The sequence below is a fragment of the Phenylobacterium sp. genome, assembly GCF_016793225.1.
GTDB lineage: Bacteria > Pseudomonadota > Alphaproteobacteria > Caulobacterales > Caulobacteraceae > Phenylobacterium.
Window position 1 is genome coordinate 1 of sequence record NZ_JAEUMN010000160.1, and the last position, 21,116, is coordinate 21,116.

20 protein-coding genes are annotated in these 21,116 nt (G+C 72.0%); 5 read left to right on the top strand and 15 right to left on the bottom strand.

Features of this window, described 5'->3' with window-relative positions:
- On the top strand, nt 1-124 hold a 124-nt coding region (locus tag JNK30_RS18875), incomplete at its 5' end, for an inorganic diphosphatase (protein WP_293484666.1).
- A 230-nt stretch (nt 125-354) separates the two neighbouring features.
- On the opposite strand, the gene trmB is transcribed toward JNK30_RS18875, so the two are convergent.
- The 11 genes from trmB to JNK30_RS18930 all read right to left on the bottom strand — a co-directional run bounded on the left by trmB (nt 355) and on the right by JNK30_RS18930 (nt 10,009).
- Entirely contained in the window at nt 355-1,107 is a 753-nt protein-coding gene (gene trmB / locus JNK30_RS18880) for a tRNA (guanosine(46)-N7)-methyltransferase TrmB (RefSeq protein WP_293484620.1), read from the bottom strand.
- 142 nt (nt 1,108-1,249) lie between these two features.
- Nucleotides 1,250-2,470: a methionine adenosyltransferase gene (gene metK / locus JNK30_RS18885; protein ID WP_293484622.1), complete on the bottom strand. Its 1,221-nt coding sequence runs from the start codon at nt 2,468-2,470 to the stop codon at nt 1,250-1,252.
- 72 nt (nt 2,471-2,542) lie between these two features.
- Nucleotides 2,543-4,144 (bottom strand): apolipoprotein N-acyltransferase, encoded by a 1,602-nt coding sequence (gene lnt / locus JNK30_RS18890; protein WP_293484624.1) that lies wholly within the window; start codon nt 4,142-4,144, stop codon nt 2,543-2,545.
- Between the two features lie 4 nt (nt 4,145-4,148).
- The gene (locus JNK30_RS18895) at nt 4,149-4,925 is read right to left on the bottom strand and encodes a hemolysin family protein (RefSeq protein ID WP_293484667.1); all 777 of its coding nucleotides are present in this window, start codon (nt 4,923-4,925) and stop codon (nt 4,149-4,151) included.
- Between the two features lie 106 nt (nt 4,926-5,031).
- Complete coding sequence (gene ybeY / locus JNK30_RS18900) at nt 5,032-5,502, bottom strand: rRNA maturation RNase YbeY (protein ID WP_293484626.1); 471 nt, start codon at nt 5,500-5,502, stop codon at nt 5,032-5,034.
- Nucleotides 5,499-6,458 (bottom strand): PhoH family protein, encoded by a 960-nt coding sequence (locus JNK30_RS18905; protein WP_293484628.1) that lies wholly within the window; start codon nt 6,456-6,458, stop codon nt 5,499-5,501. The genes ybeY and JNK30_RS18905 overlap by 4 nt, the downstream gene beginning before the upstream one ends.
- Complete coding sequence (miaB, locus tag JNK30_RS18910; protein ID WP_293484630.1) at nt 6,455-7,798, bottom strand: tRNA (N6-isopentenyl adenosine(37)-C2)-methylthiotransferase MiaB; 1,344 nt, start codon at nt 7,796-7,798, stop codon at nt 6,455-6,457. Before miaB ends, JNK30_RS18905 begins: the two co-directional genes overlap by 4 nt.
- A gap of 74 nt (nt 7,799-7,872) precedes the next feature.
- Entirely contained in the window at nt 7,873-8,244 is a 372-nt protein-coding gene (locus JNK30_RS18915) for a Fur family transcriptional regulator (RefSeq protein WP_293484668.1), read from the bottom strand.
- 70 nt (nt 8,245-8,314) lie between these two features.
- The gene (locus tag JNK30_RS18920; protein ID WP_367118766.1) at nt 8,315-8,770 is read right to left on the bottom strand and encodes a GNAT family N-acetyltransferase; all 456 of its coding nucleotides are present in this window, start codon (nt 8,768-8,770) and stop codon (nt 8,315-8,317) included.
- Nucleotides 8,767-9,399, bottom strand: a complete 633-nt coding sequence (tsaB, locus tag JNK30_RS18925; protein ID WP_293484672.1) for a tRNA (adenosine(37)-N6)-threonylcarbamoyltransferase complex dimerization subunit type 1 TsaB — start codon at nt 9,397-9,399, stop codon at nt 8,767-8,769. The genes JNK30_RS18920 and tsaB overlap by 4 nt, the downstream gene beginning before the upstream one ends.
- Nucleotides 9,400-9,433: 34 nt before the next feature.
- On the bottom strand, nt 9,434-10,009 hold the full coding sequence (locus JNK30_RS18930) for a NifU family protein (protein ID WP_293484632.1): 576 nt from the start codon (nt 10,007-10,009) through the stop codon (nt 9,434-9,436).
- A gap of 126 nt (nt 10,010-10,135) precedes the next feature.
- Here JNK30_RS18930 and JNK30_RS18935 point away from each other — a divergent pair, with 126 nt between their 5' ends.
- Together JNK30_RS18935 and plsY are read left to right on the top strand one after the other, a co-directional pair.
- Nucleotides 10,136-11,962 carry a DUF885 family protein gene (locus JNK30_RS18935; RefSeq protein WP_293484634.1) on the top strand — a complete coding sequence of 609 codons (1,827 nt, stop codon included), beginning with the start codon at nt 10,136-10,138 and terminating at the stop codon, nt 11,960-11,962.
- A gap of 6 nt (nt 11,963-11,968) precedes the next feature.
- Nucleotides 11,969-12,592 carry a glycerol-3-phosphate 1-O-acyltransferase PlsY gene (gene plsY / locus JNK30_RS18940; RefSeq protein ID WP_293484636.1) on the top strand — a complete coding sequence of 208 codons (624 nt, stop codon included), beginning with the start codon at nt 11,969-11,971 and terminating at the stop codon, nt 12,590-12,592.
- On the opposite strand, the gene JNK30_RS18945 is transcribed toward plsY, so the two are convergent.
- The 3 genes from JNK30_RS18945 to murJ all read right to left on the bottom strand — a co-directional run bounded on the left by JNK30_RS18945 (nt 12,589) and on the right by murJ (nt 15,905).
- A complete protein-coding gene (locus JNK30_RS18945) occupies nt 12,589-13,065 on the bottom strand; it encodes a universal stress protein (protein WP_293484638.1) in 477 nt (158 codons plus the stop codon). The genes plsY and JNK30_RS18945 overlap by 4 nt on opposite strands.
- A 55-nt stretch (nt 13,066-13,120) precedes the next feature.
- Nucleotides 13,121-14,155, bottom strand: coding sequence for a tryptophan--tRNA ligase (gene trpS / locus JNK30_RS18950; protein WP_293484640.1), 1,035 nt, complete (start codon nt 14,153-14,155; stop codon nt 13,121-13,123).
- Between the two features lie 124 nt (nt 14,156-14,279).
- Nucleotides 14,280-15,905: a murein biosynthesis integral membrane protein MurJ gene (murJ, locus tag JNK30_RS18955; RefSeq protein WP_293484642.1), complete on the bottom strand. Its 1,626-nt coding sequence runs from the start codon at nt 15,903-15,905 to the stop codon at nt 14,280-14,282.
- 101 nt (nt 15,906-16,006) lie between these two features.
- On the opposite strand from murJ, the gene JNK30_RS18960 reads away from it, so the two are divergent.
- Nucleotides 16,007-17,422, top strand: coding sequence for a class I adenylate-forming enzyme family protein (locus tag JNK30_RS18960; RefSeq protein ID WP_293484644.1), 1,416 nt, complete (start codon nt 16,007-16,009; stop codon nt 17,420-17,422).
- A gap of 39 nt (nt 17,423-17,461) precedes the next feature.
- Nucleotides 17,462-18,118: a sulfotransferase family protein gene (locus tag JNK30_RS18965; RefSeq protein WP_293484646.1), complete on the top strand. Its 657-nt coding sequence runs from the start codon at nt 17,462-17,464 to the stop codon at nt 18,116-18,118.
- Nucleotides 18,119-18,253: 135 nt separating this feature from the next.
- Here JNK30_RS18965 and JNK30_RS18970 read toward each other — a convergent pair whose 3' ends face one another.
- Nucleotides 18,254-21,070: a [protein-PII] uridylyltransferase gene (locus JNK30_RS18970; RefSeq protein ID WP_293484648.1), complete on the bottom strand. Its 2,817-nt coding sequence runs from the start codon at nt 21,068-21,070 to the stop codon at nt 18,254-18,256.
- Nucleotides 21,071-21,116: the final 46 nt, after the last annotated feature.

Here is a 21,116-nt window from a genome sequence, read left to right on the forward strand (position 1 = left end):
CGCCCACTTCTTCAAGCACTACAAGGACCTGGAGAAGGGCAAGAGCGTCGACATCATCCGCTGGGCCGATCCCGAGGAAGCCGCGGACCTGATCCGCCAGTCGATCGACCGCTACCCCGGCTAGAGGCGTTCCCGGCTGTCGTCCCGGTTTCGCCGCAGGCGAAGACCGGGATGACAGGGGTTGGGGCGGACCCCCTCTCGCTTCGCGAGCTCCCCCAGGGGGGGAGCATCGATTACCCCGTCCTCACGGCTGTCATCCCGGTTTCGCCGGAGGCGAAGACCGGGACCCATACGCGCCCGATGGCCGTGACGGCCCGCGGCGGCGGCGCTGCGCTTTATCCGGAAAGGCGGAGTCTATGGGTCCCGGTGTTCCGCTCGCGCGGAAACCGGGATGACAGGGGTTGCGGCGGGGAGGCGGACGAAGTCGAGGAAGACCGGGGCGCAGTCCCCCAGGCGCTTCTCCTCGTAGCGGGTGGTGACGTGATCGGCCGGCGGCCGTCGCCAGTCGTCGGCGCGCGCGGCGGTCCAGGCGAAGGCGGGGTTCCCGCCGATCACGGCGAGGGCCTGGTCCACGTAGTCGGCCCAGTCGCTGGCGAAGCGCAGCCGCCCGCCCGGCCGCAGCACGCGCGCGAGTTCACCCACGGCGGCGGACTGCACCAGCCGCCGCTTGTGGTGCCGCGCCTTGGGCCAGGGGTCCGGGAAGAGGATGAAGACGCGGGCGAGGCTGGCGTCGGGCAGCCGGGCCAGGAGGTCGCGCACGTCGCCGTCGTGCAGGCGCACGTTGGCGAGGCCCTGCTCGGCGATGTGCCGCACGGCCGAGGCGACGCCGTTGGTGAACGGCTCGGCCCCGAGCACCAGGACGTCGGGCCGCCGGGCGGCCTGGGCGGCCATGTGCTCGCCGCCGCCGAAGCCGATCTCGAGCCAGGTCTCGGCCGCGTCGGGCTTCAGCGCGGCCGGGTCGAGGGCGCCTTCGGGCACGCGCAGGCCCGGCAGCCGCTGCTCGACCAGGGCGGCCTGCCGCGGCTTGATCGGCCGCGACTTCAGCCGGCCGAAGGACCGCAGCGGGGGATGGTGGTCGGACATCTCGACGTCGGCACCAAGTGTCATACCGGTTTCGCGGGACGCGAGGACCGGGACCCATAGACTCCGCGGGAAGCCCTGGAAACGCAAACGGGCGCGGGCGTGCGTGGGTCCCGGCCGTCGCCTGGCGGCGAAGCCGGGATGACGCGCCCTGGCGGGGAAGCGGGGCTTACGCCAGCCGCTTCAGCTCTTCGGCCAGGTCGGTGCGCTCCCACGAGAAGCCGCCCTCGTTGTCGGGCTGGCGGCCGAAGTGTCCGTAGGCGGCGGTGCGCGCATAGATCGGCCGGTTCAGCTGCAGGTGCTCGCGGATGGCCCGCGGCGTCGCGCCGCCGATCATCTCGGGCAGGGCGAGCTCCAGCTTCGCGGGGTCGATCTCGCCGGTGTTGTGCAGGTCGACGTAGAAGGAGAGCGGCTGGGCCACCCCGATCGCGTAGCTGATCTGGATGGTGCACTTCTTGGCCAGGCCCGCGGCGACCACGTTCTTCGCCAGGTAGCGGCAGGCGTAGGCGGCCGAGCGGTCGACCTTGGTGGGGTCCTTGCCCGAGAAGGCGCCGCCGCCGTGCGGGGCCGCGCCGCCGTAGGTGTCCACGATGATCTTGCGGCCGGTGACGCCCGCGTCGCCGTCGGGGCCGCCGATCTCGAAGCGGCCGGTCGGGTTGATGTGCCACTTGGTCTTCTTGGTGATCAGGCCCGCGGGGACCACCGATTCCACATACGGCTTGATGACGCCGGCCAGCCGCGACGGCGTGGCGAGCTGCATGCCGATCCGCTTCTTGTGCTGGGTGGAGACCACGATCTGCAGGATCTCGACCGGCTGGCCGTTCTCGTAGCGGACGGTGACCTGGCTCTTGGCGTCGGGCTCGAGCACCGGGCATTCGCCCGAATGGCGGACTTCCGCCAGCTTCTTCAGGATGTCGTGGCTGTACTGCAGCGTGGCCGGCATCAGCGCCGGCGTCTCGTCGCAGGCGTAGCCGAACATGATGCCCTGGTCGCCGGCGCCCTCGTCCTTCTTCTCGGAGGCGTCGACGCCCTGGGCGATGTGGGCGGACTGCTCGTGCAGGTGGCAGGCATACTTCGCCTTGTTCCAGTGGAAGCCCTTCTGCTCGTAGCCGATCTCCTTGATCGCGGCCCGGACCTTGGGCTCGAGGCTCTTCACGATCTCCTTGGTCAGGGCCTTGTTCTCGGCCTTGGAGCCGCCCGGCTTGCCGGCGCGGACTTCGCCCGCCAGCACGATCCGGTTGGTGGTGACCAGCGTCTCGCAGGCGACGCGCGCCTCGGGCTGCACGCTCAGGAAGGCGTCGACCACGGTGTCCGAAATGCGATCGGCGACCTTGTCGGGATGGCCTTCGGACACGCTTTCGCTGGTGAAGATGTAGCTGGAACGGCTCAAGGACGGACTCCGGGAAGATGGGACAGCGTGCGGCGCGGCCTGCAAACTGGGCGCCAGCCTATAAAGAAATCCTTATGTGGCGCCAAGCGACGGCGAAGCGGGATCCTCCTGTGGCCGTCTGCGCCGCCGGCGACCCGCCAGCCACGCCAGCGCCGAGAGGGCGAGAAGACCCGCGAACGGACCCTCGCCCCAGCGACTGTACGGCGTCGGCGCCGTCGCGGATGGCAGCCGCGCGTCGATCACCCCGAACTGGCCAAGCGTAAGCTGCTTGCCGGGAAGGATGCGGCCCTGCGCGTCGATGACGGCCGAGACGCCGGTGGGCGTGGCGCGCACGATCGGCAGCCCCTGCTCGATGGCGCGGTAGCTGGCGATGTTCAGGTGCTGCCAGGGGCCGCTGGTGCGTCCGAACCACGCGTCGTTGGAGACGTTGAGGATCCAGGCGGGACGACCGGGGCCGTCGCCGGCCAGGCCCGGGAACAGCGCCTCGTAGCAGATCAGCGGCTGAACCGGCGGCAGGCCGGGCGCGACCATCGGCTGCGGCCGGGGGCCCGCCGAGAAGTCCTCCTCCATGTGCACCAGGCTGCGGATCCCGAGCCGGCCGGCCAGGTCGCCCAGCGGGATGAACTCGCCGAACGGCACCAGCCGGAACTTGTCGTAGTAGGCCGCCACCCGCAGGGCCTGGTCGTCGCGGCGGAAGGCGATCAGGGTGTTGAAGTAGCGGTAGCCGCCGCGCGGGTCGCGCTCGGCGCGGTTGGCGCCCATCAGCAGCATCTGTCCCGGCTCGACCACGTCGCGGAGCCGGCGGCTCCAGCCCGGATCGGCGATCAGGTCGTCGATGACCGCGGGCAGCGCGCCCTCGGGCCAGATCACGACGTCGGGACGCCGGCGCGCCGGCTGCCGCGACAGGCCCTCGTACGCGGCGAAGACGGCGTTGAGGTTGTCCGGCCGCCACTTCTCCTTCTGGTCGATGTTCGCCTGGACGACGCGGATCACGGGGGCGTCCTTGGCGTAGACCGGCCGCGCCGCCGCGGCGAGCCGGCCCGCGCCGCCCGCGTAGAGGGCCGTGAGCGCCACGCCGGCCGCGATCATCAGCCCCGCCTGCGCCAGCCGCCGCACGGGCAGCATCAGCGTGGCGGGGGCGGACGCGATGGCGAGCGTGATCCAGGTCAGGCCGTAGGCGCCGACGAGCGCGGCCGCCTGCGAGGGCGCGCTGCCGGCGCGCCAGCTCTCGCCGACGAGGTTCCAGGGGAATCCCGTGAGCACGTGCCCGCGCAGCCACTCGGCCGCCGCGAACACCCCCGCGAAGACCAGCGGCTTCCAGGCGCTGCGCGGCCGCAGCGCGCGATAGGCCGCGCCGGCCGCGCCCCAGAAGAGCGCGAGCCCGCCGCCCATGAGGACCACCGCGAAGGGCGCCATCCAGCCGTGCACCCGGACGTCCACCAGGAACGGCTCGCCGATCCACCAGGTGGAGAGCCCGAAGTAGCCGAGCCCCGCCAGCCAGCCGAGGACGAAGGCCGCGCGCAGCGGCTTCGGCGACTGGATCGTCTCGAGCCGCAGCAGGATCAGGCTGTAGCCCAGCAGGCCCACGATCAGGCCGAAGGGCGGATGGGCGAGGCCCGCCGCAAGCCCGCCCAGGAGCGCCGTCAGCGGCGCGTACCAACGCGAGCGGCTCAAGAGCCTAGGCCTCGATCGGTTGGGAGGCGGGGGCGAGGCGGCGCACCCGGACGCGCTTCACCCGGCGCGGATCGGCCGCCAGCACTTCGAGGAGGTAGCCGTCGGGGTGCCGGATCTGCTCGCGCTTCTGCGGCACCCGCCCGGCCAGGGCGTTCACCAGCCCGGCCACGGTGTCGATCTCCTCGTCGAGATCCTCGGGCGCGAGGTCGACGCCGTCGCCGATGGCCTGCTCCAGCTCTTCGAGGGGCGCCCGGCCGTCGACGATCCAGCCCTCGTCGTCGCTGATGATCGGCGCGTAGGCCTGATCGGCGGACTCGTCGTGCTCGTCGTCGATGTCGCCCACCAGGGTCTCTAGCAGGTCCTCGAGGGTCACGAGACCGTCCACGCCGCCGAACTCGTCGATCACGAGGGCCATGTGCGTCCGCTTGGCGCGCATGTTCGTGAGCAGCTGGGCGCAGGGCATCGAGGGGGGCACGTACAGGACCTCGCGCACGAGGCTGTGACGGCCCATCAGCACCTTGTCGTCGGGCTTCGGGCGGCGGCTCTTGCGGGCCAGCAGCTTGAAGATGTCCTTCACGTGCACCACGCCGACGGGCTCGTCGAGGGTCTCGCGGTACACCGGCATCCGGCTGTGCTCGGCTTCCACGAAGCGGTCCGTCACCTCGGCGAAGGTGCAGCTCTTCTCGATGCCCACGATGTCGGCCCGAGGCTTCATGACGTCTTCGACCCGGAGATCCTGGAAGGCCCGCGCCTGGCTCACCAGTTCGCCGCCGCCCTCCATCCGGGGTTCGGGGAGTTCGTCGGCGGCCGCTTCCGCCGTCCGCCGGAACAGGTCGATAAGTCCCATGAGGCCGCGGCGCCGGCCGGGCCTGGATCGACTGGGAGGGTCAGGGTCGCTCATGCTCTCCTTCGCCGGCCGCATAGGGGTCGGGGACACCCAGGCCGGCCAGCACCGCACGCTCGAGGCCTTCCATGGCCTCGGCTTCATCATCGCCCATGTGGTCGTGTCCGCAAAGATGGAGCACGCCATGAACCACCAGATGCTGGAGATGGTGGGCGAGGGTCTTGCCCTGCTCCCGGGCCTCGCGCGCGCAGACGCCATAGGCCAGCGCCAGGTCGCCGAGGTGGAACTCGGGGTTGCGGGGCGCCGGGAAGCTGAGGACGTTCGTCGGCTTGTCCTGCCCGCGGAACTGCGCGTTCAGGGCGCGGACGCGCTCGTCGTCGGTCAGCAGGATGGTGACGCCCTCGTGCCCCGCCTCCTGGCTGTCCAGGGCGGCGAGCGCGGCGCCGCGCGCCAGCAGCTCCGCGCGCGGCTCGGCGGCGGCCCAGGCCTCGTCCTCGATCTCGACGTCGATCAAACCGTGCGCCCGCGCTTGGCCGCGTCGGCGTCGTAGGCGCGGACGATCCGCTCCACCAGCGGGTGGCGGACCACGTCCTCGGACCCGAAGCGCACGATGCCGATCCCCTGCACGCCCTCCAGCAGGTCCACGGCGTGGGCGAGGCCCGAGTCGCGCGGGTTCAGTAGGTCGATCTGGGTGGGGTCGCCGGTCACCGCCATCCGCGCGCCTTCGCCCAGGCGGGTGAGGACCATCTTCATCTGCGCGCGGCTGGCGTTCTGGGCCTCGTCGACGATCACGAAGGCGTGGCTGAGCGTGCGGCCCCGCAGGAACGCGATCGGCGCGACCTCGATCTCCCCCTTCTCGCGGCGGCGGCGAAGCTGCTCGGCCCCCAGGATGTCGGTCAGCGCCTCCCAGACCGGGGCCATGTAGGGGTCGACCTTCTCGTTCATGTCGCCGGGCAGGAAGCCCAGCCGCTCGCCGGCCTCGACCGCGGGGCGGGAGACGATCAGCCGGTCCACCGCGCCGCGCAGCAGCATGCCCGCGCCGTGCGCGACGGCGAGGAAGGTCTTGCCGGTGCCGGCGGGCCCCAGCCCGAAGACCAGCTCGCACTGGTCCAGCGCCTGGAGGTAGCGCGCCTGGGTGGGCGTCTTCGGCGCCACCTGGCCGCGGCGGCCGATCGGCAGCGGATTGCCGACCACGCCGGGCGCGCCGCCCGTACGCGCCTGACCGATCGCCACCCGAACGTCGGCCTCGCCGATCTCGAGACCCTGGTCGGCGCGCGCCGCGATGGCCTGCACGGCCTTCTTCGCCGCGCCGCGCGCCTTCGCGTCGCCCGAGAGCGAGACGCCGCCGCCCGGCGTCTCGACCAGGACGCCGAACGCATCCTCGATCAGGGCGGCATGGCGGCTGCCCACGCCCGCGACGGCCCGCAGCGCGTCGTCCGACAGCGGAATGAACTCCGGGGCGCGGCTCAAGCGGGCTCCAGTTCCAGCACGCCGGCCAGGCTGTTCCGGGCGGCGCTCTCGATCCTCACCGGAACGATCCGGCCCAGCATCCGATCCGGGGCGGTCACATGCACGGCCTGGAGGTAGGGACTCTTGCCCACCAGCTGACCCGGGTGGCGGCCGGCCTTCTCGAACAACACGGGCAGGGTGCGCCCCGCCTGGGCGGCGTTGAACGCCTGCTGCTGCTCGTCCAGCAGGGCCTGCAGGCGCTGCAGCCGCTCGTCCGCCGCCTCGGGCTTCACCTGGCCCATCATCGCCGCGGCGGGCGTGCCGGGGCGGCGCGAGTACTTGAAGGAGAAGGCGCTGGCGTAGCGCACCTCGCGGACGAGCTGCAGCGTCGCCTCGAAGTCGGCGTCGCGCTCGCCGGGGAAGCCGACGATGAAGTCGCCGCTGATGGCGATGTCGGGCCGCGCGGCGCGGATCCGCTCGATCAGGCGCACGTAGCTCTCGGCCGTGTGCGCCCGGTTCATGGCCTTCAGCACCTTGTCCGACCCCGCCTGCACGGGCAGGTGGAGGTAAGGCATGAGCTCGGGGACCTCGGCATGCGCGGCGATCAGGGCGTCGTCCATGTCGCGGGGATGGCTGGTGGTGTAGCGGATGCGGTCCAGCCCATCGATCTTCGCCAGCCGCCGTATCAGGGCCGCCAGCCCGCCTTCACCGCCCTGGTCCTTGGCGTAGGCGTTGACGTTCTGGCCCAGGAGCGTGATCTCGCGCACGCCCTTCTCGGCCAGCGCGCGGGCCTCGGCCTCGATGGCGTCGGCCGGCCGACTCCATTCGCCGCCCCGGGTGTAGGGCACGACGCAGAACGTGCAGAACTTGTCGCAGCCCTCCTGCACGGTGAGGAACGCCGACACGCCCGAGGGCCGCCGCTCGGCGGTCAGGGCGTCGAACTTCTCGTCGGGCGCGAAGTCGGCGGCCAGCCGCTCGCCGCGGGCGCGGTGGGCGCGGGCGATGAGCTCGGGCAGCTGGTGATAGGCCTGCGGACCCACGACCAGGTCCACGGCCGGCTGCCGGCGCATGATCTCCTCGCCCTCGGCCTGGGCGACGCACCCGGCGACCGCGATGGTCATGCCGTCGGGCCTCGCCTGCTTCAGGCGCTTCAGCTGCCCCAGTTCGGAGTAGACCTTCTCGGTCGCCTTCTCGCGGATGTGGCACGTGTTCAGCACCACGAGGTCCGCGTCCGCCGGGTCGTCCGTGACGCCATAGCCCAGCGGCGCAAGGACGTCGGCCATGCGCTCGCTGTCGTAGACGTTCATCTGACAGCCGTACGTCTTGATGTAGAGGCGCTTTGCGGGCGCGGTCTCGGACATGGCGTGGGGTTATGGGGTCCCGCTCGCGCGGACGCAAGGAAACCGGCCGGCGGCCATGATCGGGAGACGGGCCGTCAGTCCTCGATCGGCACGCCGTAGAGCTCGAGGCGATGGTCGACGAGCTTGTAGCCCAGCTTGCGCGCGATCGCCTCCTGCAGGGCCTCGATCTCGGCGTCGACGAACTCGACGACCTTGCCGGTCTTCATGTCGATCAGGTGGTCGTGGTGCTCGTCGGTATGCTCCTCGTACCGGGAGCGGCCGTCGCGGAAGTCCAGCCGGTCGATGATGCCGGCCTCCTCGAACAGCCGGACGGTGCGATAGACCGTGGCGATCGAGATGTGGGGGTCCACGGCGTGGGCGCGGCGATGCAGCTCCTCCACGTCCGGATGGTCGGAGGCGAGGGACAGCACGCGCGCGATGACCCGGCGCTGTTCGGTCATGCGCATGTTCTTCTCGAGGCAGAGCTTCTCGATGCGGTCCGACACGTGCCGTTTCCTTTCGCCTTCAGAGATAGGTCTAGAGGGCGGATGCCGTAAGGTCGAGACGCATCACCAGGGCGTCGGCCCGCCCGTTCGGACCGCGGTCGTAGTAGCCCTTGCGCAGGCCGCTCCGCCGGAAACCGAGCGCCTCGTAGAGGGTGACGGCCGGGGCGTTGTCGACGTCGACCTCCAGGAACAGGTCGGCGGCGCCGGCGGCGCGCGCCGCGCCGATCGCGGCGGTCATCAGCGCCCGGGCGACGCCCCGGCGGCGCGCCCAGGGCGCAACGCCCACGGTCAGGATCTCCGCCTCCCCGGCGACGGCGCGGCAGACCAGCACGCCGGCGGGGTCCTCGTCCGCCACGAGGAACGCGAAGACGCCTTCGCCGTCCAGCAGGTCCTCGAAGTCCATCTCGTCCCAGGGCCTGTCGAAGGCCTGGGCATGGGCCGAGGCCATGGCGGGCGCGTCGGCGGGGGTCGCCAGCGACAGTCTCACGGCGCGACGCCGCCCGGCAGCTTGGCGTCCGGCGCACGCAGGTAGAGCGGCGCGACCGGGGCGGGCGCCCGCCGCGCGGCGAGGCGCGCCACGATCCGGGCGTCGCACCCCTCGGGCGCCTGCACGGCGTCGGCGGGTCCGGCCAGGAGCGCGGCGCCCGAGCCCACGAAGGTCATGGGCCGTCCGCCGCCGACCTCGGTCAGGCGGGCGTGCGCGGCGCCCACCGGCAGGACGTCCGGCGCCATGAGCGCGGCGCCGGCCTCGAAGATCTGCAGGTAGACCTGACCGCGGCGCGCATCGAGCGCCGCCGCCACGAGGCCATCGGCTTCGGCCGCGAGCGCCTCGAGGGTCCCGACGCCGGCGACAGGCCGGCCGAGCGCCGAGCCGAGCCCCTTGGCGAAGGCGACGCCGACCCGAAGCCCGGTGAACGAGCCGGGCCCCACGGTCACGCCGATGCGCTCGAGCCGGCCGAACGGGAGGCCCGCCTCGGCCATGACCGCCTGCGCCATGGGGGCGAGCCGCTCCTGGTGTCCCCGCGCCATGACCTCGCAGCCGTGCGCGAGCACGCGGTCGCCGTCGAGCACGGCGACCGAACAGGCGTTGAGGCAGGTGTCCAGACCGAGGACGATCATCCGGCGGCAGGTAGCCGGTTCGCGCCCAGGCTCAAAGCGCCTGTTCGACCCGCGTCACTTCCGGGACGTAGTGCTTCAGCATGTTCTCGACGCCGGCCTTGAGCGTGGCCGACGAGGACGGGCAGCCCGAGCAGGCGCCGCGCATGTTGAGCCAGACCACGCCGGTCTCGACGTCGAAGCGGTTGAAGAGGATGTCGCCGCCGTCCTGCGCGACGGCCGGCCGGATGCGCGTGTCCAGCAGATCCTTGATCTCGGCCACGATCTGGGCGGTGTCGCCTTCGTAGATTCCTTCGTCGTGGCCGCCGCCTTCGGTCGCCGCGCCCTCGGCGAACAGCGGCCGCCCCGACGTGAAGTGGTCCATGATCGCCGCGAGGATCGGCGCCTTCACCAGCGGCCAGTCCACCGAGGCGTGCTTGCCGACGGTGATGAAGTCGGGGCCGTAGAACACCCGGGTCACCCCGGTGATCTCGAAGAGCTCGGCCGCGAGCGGCGACGAGGCGGCCTCTTCCGGCGACCGGAAGTCGCGAGTCCCGTCGTCCAGCACCGCCTTGCCGGGCAGGAATTTCAGCACCTCGGGGTTCGGCGTGGCTTCGGTCTGGATGAACATGCGGCAGATGTGGCGCGTGGCGTCCCCGCGCGCAAGCGGCGGCGCGTCCCCACTGTTGACGAGAATTCACTTCACCCGCCGCCTTGCCCGCCCTTAAGCCTGCAGCACGCAACTCCTGGGGCCTACATGTTCCGCACCGCCTGCTCCGCCGCCGCCCTCGCCGCGGTCCTCGCGCTCGCGCCCGCCGCCGGCGCGCAACCTGCCGCCGCGCCCGCGCCCGCCGCCACGGCGCCGTCCGAGGACGCGCGCCTCGCCGCCTTCTTCCAGGACACGTTCCTGGAAGCCGCAAGGCAGAGCCCCGAGACGCTGACCCAGCTCGGCATGAAGGAGCGCTACGGCGAGCTCGGCGACTACACCAAGGCCGGGCAGGACAAGGCCCTCGCCCTGGCCGAGAGCCAGCTGGCGCGCATGAAGCGCACGTTCGACCGCAGCAAACTCTCGCCCGCCTCGCAGCTGAGCTACGACCTCTTCGAGCGCAGCGTGGCCACCCAGCGGGTCCTCGCCAAGTGGTACTGGCAGGCCTACGCCGTCTCCTCCACGGGCAGCGCCCTGGACGGCCTGCCGGTCATGATGGTGAACGCCCACCGGATCGACAGCGTCGCCGACGCCGAGGCCTATGTGGCGCGGCTGAGGGCGGTTGACCGCGTCGCGGGCGAGGTGGCCGCCGACATCGACGAGCGGACGGCGAAGGGCTTCCTGCCGCCGGCCTTCGTGTTCGGCCGCGTGATCCCCGACGCCCGCAACCAGCTCAAGGGCGCGCCCTTCGACGCCGGCGCCGACCACGCGCTGTGGGCGGACCTGAAGGCGAAGGTGGCCAAGCTCGACACCGACGCCGCGACCCGGCAACGCCTGCTGAAGGCCGGGGAAGCCGCGCTGACGGGCGAGTTCCGGCGCGGCTACGAACGCTACATCTCCGCGCTGGAAGGCATGCAGAAGAAGGCCACGACGGTGAACGGCGTCTGGGCGCTGCCGCAGGGCGAGGCGTTCTACGCCGACACCGTGGCCTTCTTCACGACCACGAGCCTGACGCCGGACCAGATCCACCGGACGGGCCTCGCCGAGGTCGCCCGCATCCGCGCCGAGATGGAAGAGATCAAGCGGAAGGTGGGCTTCCAGGGCTCGCTGGAGGCGTTCTTCACGTTCGTGAAGACCGACCCGAAGACGCGCTACCCCAACACCGAGGCGGGCAAGCAGCAGTACCTGGCCGACGCCAAGAAGATCATCGCCGACTACATGGCGGTCGCCGACCGGCAGTTCTCGAGCATGCCCAAGCAGGCGCTCGAGGTGCGCGCCGTCGAGCCCTTCCGCGAGAAGACGGCTTCGGTCGCCTTCTACAACCAGGGCGCTCCGGACGGATCGCGCCCGGGCATCTTCTACGTGAACCTGTCGGACATGACCCAGGTCCAGAAGGTCCAGCTGCCGGCGATCGCCTATCACGAGGGTGCGCCGGGGCATCACTTCCAGATCGCCCGCGCCCAGGAGCAGGCCGGGCTGCCGATGTTCCGTCGCCTGGCCTACTACGGCGCCTACATCGAAGGCTGGGGCCTCTACGCCGAGAAGCTCGGCAAGGAAGCGGGCTTCTACCAGGATCCCTACGACGACTTCGGCCGCCTCTCGCTCGAGATCTGGCGCGCCGTGCGCCTGGTGCTCGACACGGGGATCCACTCGAAGCGCTGGAGCCGCGAGCAGGCGGTCGCCTACATGAAGGCCAACTCGCTGAACTCGGACCGCGACATCGAGAGCGAGGTCGACCGCTACTTCACCAGCCCCGGCCAGGCCACGAGCTACAAGGTGGGGCAGCTCAAGATCCTCGAGCTTCGCGAGAAGGCGAGGACGGCGCTCGGCGCGAAGTTCGACCTGAAGGCCTTCCACGAGACCGTGCTGTCCGCGGGGGCGCTGCCGCTCGACGTGCTGGAGACGCGGGTGGACGCCTACATCGCCGGCGCGCGGTAGCCGCCGATGATGCTCTGGGCGGCGGCCGGGCTCGCGGTGGCCGGGGCCTACCTGCTGGGGGCAATCCCGTCAGGCTACCTGGCCGGCCGCCTGCTGAAGGGCGTCGACATCCGGACGCTCGGCTCGCGGTCCACCGGCGCCACCAACGTGCTGCGGACGCTGGGCCCCTGGCCGGCGCTGGCGGTGTTCGCCGTGGACCTCGCGAAGGGCGCGGCGGCGGTGCTGCTGGCGGGCGCGTCGACGGCGCCGCTCCCGGCGGGCGCCGGGCCGTGGATCGTCTGCCTGGCGGGCCTCGCGGCCCTGCTGGGCCACAGCCGCTCGATCTTCCTGGGCTTCACCGGCGGCAAGTCCGCGGCGGCGGGGCTGGGCGTGCTCCTGGCCATGTCGTGGCCGGTCGGGCTCGGCGCCGCCGGCGTGTTCGCGGCCGGCGTGGCGATCTCGCGGGTCGTGTCGCTGAGCTCGATGCTCGCGGCCGTCGCCGCGGCGGCCCTGGTGCTGGTCCTGCCGCATCCCGCGGCCTACAGGCTGCTGGTGGTCGCCGGCGCGGCGTTCGTGATCTGGCTCCACCGCGCCAACATCGGGCGTCTGCTCTCGGGGACCGAGCCCCGCGTCAGCCTTGGCCGGCGCTAGGCGAGATCGGCGATCTCGTCGTCGGTGAGGTCGCCCGGCACGATCGTGATGGGCACCTTCCGAGCGCCCCACTTCACGCCCTCCTTGGCGATGGAGCTGACCAGCGGCCCGGGCCCGCGGCCGCCGACGGCGGCGGCCAGGACCAGGATCTTGATGTCCGGATCGTCGGACAGCACCGCCTTCAGGGCGCCGCGCGTCGAATCCGCCTCCTTGATGAGGAACTCCGGCGGCAGGCCGGTTTCGGCCTGGACGTACTCCGCCACGTGCTGCAGCTCGGTCTCGGCCTCCTGGCGCTGCTGGCGGGCGATCTCCTCGCGCACGCCCGACCAGTGCTCGAACACGGCCGGCTGGATGACCTTGAGCAGCGCCACGTAGCCGCCGGTCGAGCGGGCGCGGCGGCAGGCGAAGCGGAGCGCCGCCGGGAACTCGGCCGAATCATCCGCCACCACGAGGAACTTGCGCCGCACCGTCATGCCGTGACGGTGCGCCGGACGGCATGCGGACGCAAGTCCACTCGTCAGGTGGGGATTAGCCCGCCCAGAAGCCCACCAGCTTCCTGACCTCGGCGACGGTGGGCGCCGCCAGCGCGCGCGCCTTCTCGGCGCCCGCCCCCAGGATCCGGTCGATCTCGGCCGGGTCGGCCAGCAGCCGGCGCATTTCGCCGCCGATCGGGCCCAGCACGGACACCGCCAGGTCGGCCAGCTTCGGCTTGAACGCGCCGAAGCCCTGGCCGGCGAACTCGCCCAGCACCTGCGCCTCGGTGCGACCCGCCAAGGCCGCGTAGATCGCCACGAGGTTCTTCGCCTCGGCCCGGCCCTCGAGGCCTTCCACCGTCTCCGGCAGCGGATCGGGGTCGGTGCGCGCCTTGCGGACCTTCTGGGCGATGGCGTCGGCGTCGTCGGTCAGGTTGATGCGCGACTGGTCCGAGGGGTCGGACTTGCTCATCTTGGCCGAACCGTCGCGCAGGCTCATCACCCGCGCCCCCGGCCCCTGAGTCAGGGCGTCGGGCAGCGGGAAGAAGTTGGGCGCGTCGAAGTCGTGGTTGAACTTCTGGGCGATGTCGCGGGTGAGCTCCAGGTGCTGGCGCTGGTCCTCGCCCACCGGGACCTTGGTGGCCTTGTAGACGAGGATGTCGGCCGCCTGCAGCACCGGGTAGGTGTAGAGCCCGACGCTGGACCGCTCCTTGTGCTTGCCGGCCTTGTCCTTGAACTGGGTCATCCGGTCGAGCCAGCCGAGGCGGGCGACGCAGTTGAACACCCAGGCCAGCTCGGCGTGCTCGGGCACCGCCGACTGGGCGAAGATGGTGGCGACCTTGGGATCCAGGCCGGTGGCCAGGTAGGCGGCGGCGATCTCGCGCACCTGGCTCTTCAGCTTCGCGGGATCCTGCCATTCGGTGATGGCGTGCATGTCGGCCACGAAGATGAAGGTCTCGATCTCGTGCTGCAGGCGGCCGAACTTCACCAGTGCGCCGAGGTAGTTGCCCAGGTGCAGGTCGCCGGTGGGCTGGACGCCCGAGAGCACGCGTTCGGGACCCGCGTAGGGGGCAGGAGCTTGGTCGGTCATGGGATGGCTTCTCTAGGGAACAGGCGGGCAGGGGCAAGCCCTGATCGGAGCGATCAGAGGATCAGCGCCATCGCCGGATGTCGGGGCCGTTCGCCATGTCCGTGCCGATACCCGCACCCGAGCGTCAGGGCAAGTCGGGCGCGGGCGCGGGGTCGCCCTTGCGGCGGCGGAAGGCGGCGCGGGCCTCGGCCGGCGTGATGCCGCCGGACGCGAACAGGAGGACCGGGTAGAGCGCGAGCCCCGCGGACGAGACCAGGAGCATCGAGAGCTCCTTCACGCCATGGGCCAGGAACGCCGCGAGCGCGGCCTCGATCTGCGGCCGGACGGCGTTCGCCGCGACGAGGATCGCGCCGAGGGCCAGGCTGGCCAGGGTGACGCGCACGATCTTGCCGCTGGCCCGCGCCGAGGGCCGCCAGACGCCGCGGCGCGTGAGGGCGAGCCACATCTGCAACACGGTGACCCAGGCGGCGATCGAGGTGGCGATGGCGACCCCGGTGAAGCCGATCCAGGCGAACAGCGCGACGCCGAGGGCGATGTTCACCCCCACGGAGATGAGCGAGAAGCGCATGGGGGTGCGGGTGTCCTGGCGGGCGAAGAAGGCCGGCTGCAGGATGCGGAGCAGCACGAAGGCGGGCACGCCCCAGCCGTAGTGGAAGAGGAGGCCGGCGGTCGCCGCGGCGTCCTGGCTGGTGAACTCGCCCCGGGTGAAGAAGCCGTCGATGAGCCAGAACGGCAGCGCCATCAGCGCCGCGGCCGCCGGCAGGCTGAGCGCCAGGGCGAACACGACCCCCTGGTCCATGGCCGCCTGCGCGTCGGCATGGTCCTCGGCCTGCAGCGAGCGCGACAGGCGCGGCAGGAGCGCGACCCCGATGGCCACGCCCACGAGGCTCATCGGCAGCTGGTAGAGCCGGTCGGCCACCGTCATCCAGACGCGCATGCCGGCGATCTGCGAGGCCAAGATGCCCGAGATGAAGATGTTGATCTGGGTGGCGCTGTTGGCGATGGCGGCGGGCACGGCGAGCTTGATCAGCCGGCGCATGTCGGGGGTCAGGCGCGGGCGGACCGGCCGCAGCCGCGCGCCCGTGCGCCGCGCGCCCCACCAGCAGATGGCCGCCTGGCCCACGCCTGCGATCACCACCCCGAACGAGGCCCACCAGGCCGCCTGCACCGGGTCCTTCTGCGGCAGGACCATCGCCAGCATCACCAGGTTCAGGACGGTCGGATAGGCGGCCGAGACGATGAAGCGCCCGTGGGCGTTCAGGATGCCCGAGTAGAGCGCCGCCAGCGCCATGCACGGCAGGTAGGGCATGGTCACCTGGGTCAGCATCCAGGCGAGGCGGAACTTCTCAGGCTCGTCCGCATAGCCGGGGTTGATGACGTACATCAGCCACGGCATCGCGAGCTGCGCGGCCAGCATCACGGCCACGGTGGCGGCCGCCACGGTGGCGGCGGCGTCGGCCGCGAAGGTGTCGGCCTGCGCCTCGCCCTCCGCCTCGAGCTTGCGCGAGTACATCGGCACGAAGGCCGCGGCGAAGGCGCCTTCGGCGAAGATGCGCCGGAACAGGTTCGGGAAGGCCAGGGCGGTGTAGTAGGCGTCGGCCGCGATGGTCTGGCTCGCCCCCAGCCTCGCCGTGATCACGAGGTCGCGCACCAGCCCCATCACCCGGCTGACCATGGTCAGCGCGGCGAAGATCGCCGACGAGCGGATGAGGCCGCCGGGCTTCGGCGCGGCGCGAGGAGTCTGGCTCACGGCGTGTAGCTCGGCTGCGTCGGGCGGGCCGTCAACCTAGCCGGATGGGCGCGGGCGCGGGTGTGGAATATTGATGCAGGGCGGGCGGAGGGGCTCTGGCGATGTTCGATGCGTACGTGGCGTTCCAGGCGAAGCTGCGGCCGACGGCCTTCGCGCTGATCACGCCGCAGCGGTGGGCCACCTACGCGGAGATGAACGCCGACGTCGACCGGCTGGCGGCGGGCCTGCGCGAGCTGGGCGTGAGCCGTGACCGCGGCGTGGTCTCGATCCGGATCGCCAACGACTACCTGACGCATGTGGCGTTCCTCGCGCTCGCCCGCCTGGGCGTCGTCTCCTCGCCCTTCGACGATCCCTCGCCCGACCTCGCGATCGTCCGGCGCGAGGACGCGGGGCCCGGAGAGCTGGCGCTCACCGCCGACTGGCTGGCGCAGATCTTCCGCGCCGACCCGCGTCCCGTGGAGCCGGTCCGGGTGGGGCCGGACGAACTGATCCGGGTCATGCTGTCGTCGGGCACCACGCGCACCGCGCGGCGCGTGCCCCGCACCTGGCGGATGCTGGAGGGCAACACCCGGACCTGCGCCCTCACCTACTGCGCCGGCCGGCCCGGGCGGTGGGTGTGCCTCACCGGGATGGACACCGGCCTCGGACAGGCGATGACGCTCGCGGCGTGGAGCCAGGGGGAGACCCTGGTGGCGGACTATTCCACGGCCCAGCTCGCCGAGAGCCTGGAGGCGCTGCGGCCGTCGATCGTGGGCGCCACGCCCAGCTTCCTGCGCGACCTGCTGGCCGAGCTGCCGCCGGGACTGCCGGTCCAGGCCGGCCTGCGGGTCGTCTCCACCGGCGGCGTCCTTTCGGCCGCGGTCGCCCGCGAGATCCGCCTGCGGCTCGCCCCGGAGATCCTCATCAGCTACGGCGCGGCCGAGACCGGCAGCACGACGATGGCGGACGGCGCCTGGCTCGACGCCCACGCGGGCGCCGCCGGCTACCCCGTTCCCGGCGTGCAGGTGGAGGTCGTGGACGAGGCGGGGCGGCCGCTCCCCCCCGGCGAGCAGGGCGAGATCCGCATCTTCAGCGACCGCCAGTCGGCCGGCTACCTGGGCGACGACGAGGCCACGGCCCGGGCGTTCCGCGACGGCGGCTTCTATCCCGGTGACCTGGGGCGGCTGACGGCGGAGGGGCTCCTGGTCGTGGACGGCCGCGTGGACGACCGCATGGACCTGGGCGGGGTGAAGTTCCTTCCGGAGCTGATCGAGGAGCTGGCGCTCGCCTATCCGGGCGTGCGCGACGCCGCGGCCTATGCGGCGCCCGACGCCAGCGGCGCCGAGGTCTGCTGGCTCGCGATCTCGGCCGCGCCCGACCTCGACCGCGAAGGGCTCGCGAACCATGTGAACGGGAGCGGCCGCAAGCTGCCCGAGATCCGGGTGGCCTGGATCGAGCGCATCCCGCGCAACGCCATGGGCAAGGCCGAGCGGCGGCGACTGCGGGACGAGACCATCGCTGTGCTGACGGCGCGGTAGGCTGCTACGCTCCGCGGAGAAAAACGGGGAGACGCCGGAATGGCACTCAAGGTGATCGGCTCGGGACTGGGCCGGACGGGAACGCTCTCGACCAAGCTGGCGCTGGAACAGCTGGGCTTCACGCGCTGCCACCACATGGCCGAGGTGTTCATGGACGCCGGCCGGCAGGTTCCCCTGTGGAACGACGCCGGCGACGGGAAGCCGGACTGGGACGCCATCTTCGACGGCTTCCAGGCCATGGTCGACCATCCGGGCTGCGGCTACTGGCGCGAGCTGATGGACTACTATCCGGACGCCAAGGTGCTCCACACCGTGCGCGATCCCGACAAGTGGTTCGACTCCACCCAGGCGACGATCTTCGCGCCCGAGAACCTGGGCCGCTTCCGCGAGGGGGCGATGGCCACGTTCTTCGGTCACCTGCAGGCGTTCTACGAGAACGGGGACATGAACGACCGCGCGTTCATGACCGACTTCTTCCGGCGCCACACCGAGCGGGTCGTCGCCACGGTCCCCAAGGAGCGCCTGCTGGTGTTCAACGTGGCCGAGGGCTGGGAGCCGCTCTGCGCCTTCCTGGGCGTTCCCGTCCCGGACACCCCCTATCCGCGGGAGAACTCCACCGAGCAGTTCCGCAGCCGGGCCGCCGCCGGCGCTATGCCGGTCGATCCGGCCAAGATCCGGGCCGAGCCGGCGAAGTAGTCCGCCTTCCCGAGGCGGCCGGGCGATCGCGTTCGCGGCGCCCGGGGCCTGAACCCCCTCACCGCCTGCGGCGGAGCTCCCCCGGGCGGGGGAGCATGTCGAGGCCAGGGGAGGCAGGCCGGCGGTTCGCACCCCTCACCGGGCCACGCTGGCGCGGGCGCGGGGGAGGGCGGCGCGGCGGGCGCCCGTGGGCTCGGCCTCGTCGGCGAGGGCGGCGAGCAGCGCGGCCTTGAGCGCATTGCCCTTGCGCGCGTCGGTGAGCTTCGCGCCCGCCTCGTCCACCACGTAGAAGGCGTCGACGGCGCGCTCGCCGTAGCCGTCGATGTGCGCCGAGGTGATGGTGAGGCCGGCGTCGGCCAGGGTCCGGGCGAGCGCCGCCAGCAGGCCAGGCCGGTCGCGCCCCGACGCCTCGACGACGGTGGCGGTCTCGGAGGCCTCGTTGTCCAGCATGACGGTGGGCACGATGGCGAAGGCGGCGGTTCGGCCCAGGTCCTTGCGGCGCACCTCGCGCCCGACGGGTTCGCCACGGGCGGCGGCGGCCAGGTCGTCGGCGAGCCGGATCAGCACGCGCGGGTCGGTGGCGCCGAACGGCTGGCCGTTGATGTCCTGCACGAAGAAGACGTCGAGCGCCTGGCCGGTCCGCGAAGTGAACACCCGCGCGCCGACGACGTTGGCGCCCGCCGCCGTGATCGCGTCGGCGAGGTCCATGAACAGGCGCGGGCGGTCGGTGGCGGCCACCATCAGCTCGGAGGCGTTGAGGTCGTCGCGCACCGCGCAGATGGCGGCGGCGCCGCGCCCCTCGCGGGCCGTGCGGGCGAGGCCGGCGTGCTTCAGGACCTCGGCGTCGTCGAAGGCGGTGAAGTAGGCGTCCTCCATGGCGTCGCCCCAGGCCTCGGCGGCGGGGTCGGCCTTGGCGAGGCGGACGCGGGCGTCGTAGGCGGCGTTCTCCTGGTAGCGGCGCAGCGCCGCCGCGGCGTCCGAGCCACGGCCGCCGCGGAACACGGCCTCGGTGGCGGCGTAGAGCTCGCGCATCAGCTGGCCCTTCCAGCCGTTCCAGACGCCCGGCCCCACCGCGCGGATGTCGGCCACCGTCAGCACCAGCAGCAGGCGCAAGCGCTCGGGCGTCTGAACGATGCGCGCGAAGTCGGCCACCGTCCGCGGGTCGGAGACGTCGCGCTTCTGGGCGTAGTCGCTCATGACCAGGTGGTGCTCGACGAGCCAGGCCACCAGCTCGATCTTCGAGCGCTCGAGGCCCAGCCGCTCGCAGGCCTGCCGCGCGGCCCGGGCGCCGGCCACCTCCTGCCCGCCCGCGCCACCCTTGCCGGTGTCGTGCAGCAGCATGGCCAGGAACAGGGCCTCGCGGTCGGCGATCAGGGGCATGATCTGCACCGCCAGCGGATGGTCGGCCTGCAGCCGGCCGGCGGCGATGTCGGCGATGATGCCGACGGCCCGCAGGGTGTGCTCGTCCACCGTGTACGAGTGGTACATGTTGAACTGCATCTGGGCGACGATGCGCCCGAACTCCGGCAGGTAGCGTCCCAGGACGCCGGCCTCGTTCATCAGCGTCAGCGTGGTGCGCGGATCGCGGCCGCGGGCCAGGATGTCGAGGAAGACCTTGGCGGCGCCGGGATCGCGGCGCACGGCCGAGGTGATCAGGTTCATCGACCGCGAGGCGGCGGTGAAGGCGTCGGGATGCAGGTCGAGGTTCCGCTCGTCGGCGATGCGGAACAGGCGAAGCAGGTTGACCGGGTCGCGCGCGAAGATCTCGGGATCCACGTCGAGGCGGCCGCCGACCTCGTGGAAGCCGGGCTCGTCCAGCGGCTTGCGCTTCACCTTCCGGCCCGGGATGAACCGGCTGATGCCCTTGGGCGCCATCTTGACCTGGTCGGCCTCGAGCTTGGCGGCGAACACGCGGGTGAGCGCGCCCACGTCCTTGGCGATCAGGAAGTAGCGCCGCATGAAGCGCTCGACGGCGGGCGCGTCGCCGCGGTCGCCGTAGCCCATCCGCCGCGCCAGTTCCGGCTGCAGGTCGAAGCTGAGGCGCTCCTCGGGCCGGCCGGTGGCGAAGTGCAGGTGGCTGCGCACCGCCCACAGGAAGTCGAAGGCCACGATGAACGCCCGGACCTCGCGGCGGTCGAACAGGTCCATCTGCATGACGCGCTCGAGGCTTTCGCCCGGATGCAGGTACTGGGCGATCCAGAACAGGGTGTTCAGGTCGCGCAGGCCGCCCTTGCCCTCCTTCACGTTCGGCTCGACCAGGTAGCGGCTGGCGCCGGCGCGCGCCTGGCGGTCGTCGCGCTCCTTGAGCTTGGCGGCCACGAACTCGGCGCCCGTGCCTCTCACCACCTCGTCGCGGAAGCGCCGCACCAGCTCGGCGGCCAGCTTCTCGTCGCCGGTCAGCCGCCGCGCCTCCAGGATCGAGGTGCGGATGGTCATGTCCTCGCGGGAGAGCTTGACGCACTCGTCGATGGTCCGCGAGGCGTGGCCCACCTTGAAGCCCAGGTCCCACAGGGCATAGAGCATGTACTCGATCACGCTCTCGGCATGGGCCGTCTGCTTGTAGGGGCGCACGAAGAGGAGATCGAGGTCGCTGTAGGGCGCCAGCGTGCCGCGGCCGTAGCCGCCCACGGCCATCAGCGCCAGCCGCTCGCCCTCGGTGGGATTGCGGGCGCGGAAGACATGGACGGTGGTGAAGTCGTAGAGGGCGCTCACCACCTCGTCGGTGACGCCCGAGAGCAGGCGGGCGGTCTCGATGCCGCCGGCGCCGTTCTCCAGGCGCTCCTTGGCGATCATCCGGCCGCGGAACAGGGCGGCCTTGAGGATGTCGAGCGCGGCCTTCCGCTGGGCCGCCTCGTCGCCCAGGTGCTCCAGCGCCGCGGTGGAGAGCTGCGAACGCAGCTTGACGCCGTCGACGACGTATTCGAGGCGGGTCGGCTTCAGGCGCGTGGGCATGGGGCCCGCATATAGGACGGTTTTCGGCGGGCGTGCAGGCATCTCC

Excerpts from the sequence above, each read along its gene's own strand:
- trmB (WP_293484620.1), bottom strand. The coding sequence starts at position 1,107 with ATGACACTTGGTGCCGACGTCGAGATGTCCGACCACCATCCCCCGCTG.
- JNK30_RS18895 (WP_293484667.1), bottom strand. The coding sequence starts at position 4,925 with ATGGAGGGCGGCGGCGAACTGGTGAGCCAGGCGCGGGCCTTCCAGGAT.
- miaB (WP_293484630.1), bottom strand. The coding sequence starts at position 7,798 with ATGTCCGAGACCGCGCCCGCAAAGCGCCTCTACATCAAGACGTACGGC.
- JNK30_RS18915 (WP_293484668.1), bottom strand. The coding sequence starts at position 8,244 with ATGCGCATGACCGAACAGCGCCGGGTCATCGCGCGCGTGCTGTCCCTC.
- JNK30_RS18930 (WP_293484632.1), bottom strand. The coding sequence starts at position 10,009 with ATGTTCATCCAGACCGAAGCCACGCCGAACCCCGAGGTGCTGAAATTC.
- JNK30_RS18935 (WP_293484634.1), top strand. The coding sequence starts at position 10,136 with ATGTTCCGCACCGCCTGCTCCGCCGCCGCCCTCGCCGCGGTCCTCGCG.
- plsY (WP_293484636.1), top strand. The coding sequence starts at position 11,969 with ATGATGCTCTGGGCGGCGGCCGGGCTCGCGGTGGCCGGGGCCTACCTG.
- JNK30_RS18945 (WP_293484638.1), bottom strand. The coding sequence starts at position 13,065 with ATGACGGTGCGGCGCAAGTTCCTCGTGGTGGCGGATGATTCGGCCGAG.
- trpS (WP_293484640.1), bottom strand. The coding sequence starts at position 14,155 with ATGACCGACCAAGCTCCTGCCCCCTACGCGGGTCCCGAACGCGTGCTC.
- JNK30_RS18960 (WP_293484644.1), top strand. The coding sequence starts at position 16,007 with ATGTTCGATGCGTACGTGGCGTTCCAGGCGAAGCTGCGGCCGACGGCC.
- JNK30_RS18965 (WP_293484646.1), top strand. The coding sequence starts at position 17,462 with ATGGCACTCAAGGTGATCGGCTCGGGACTGGGCCGGACGGGAACGCTC.
- JNK30_RS18970 (WP_293484648.1), bottom strand. The coding sequence starts at position 21,070 with ATGCCCACGCGCCTGAAGCCGACCCGCCTCGAATACGTCGTCGACGGC.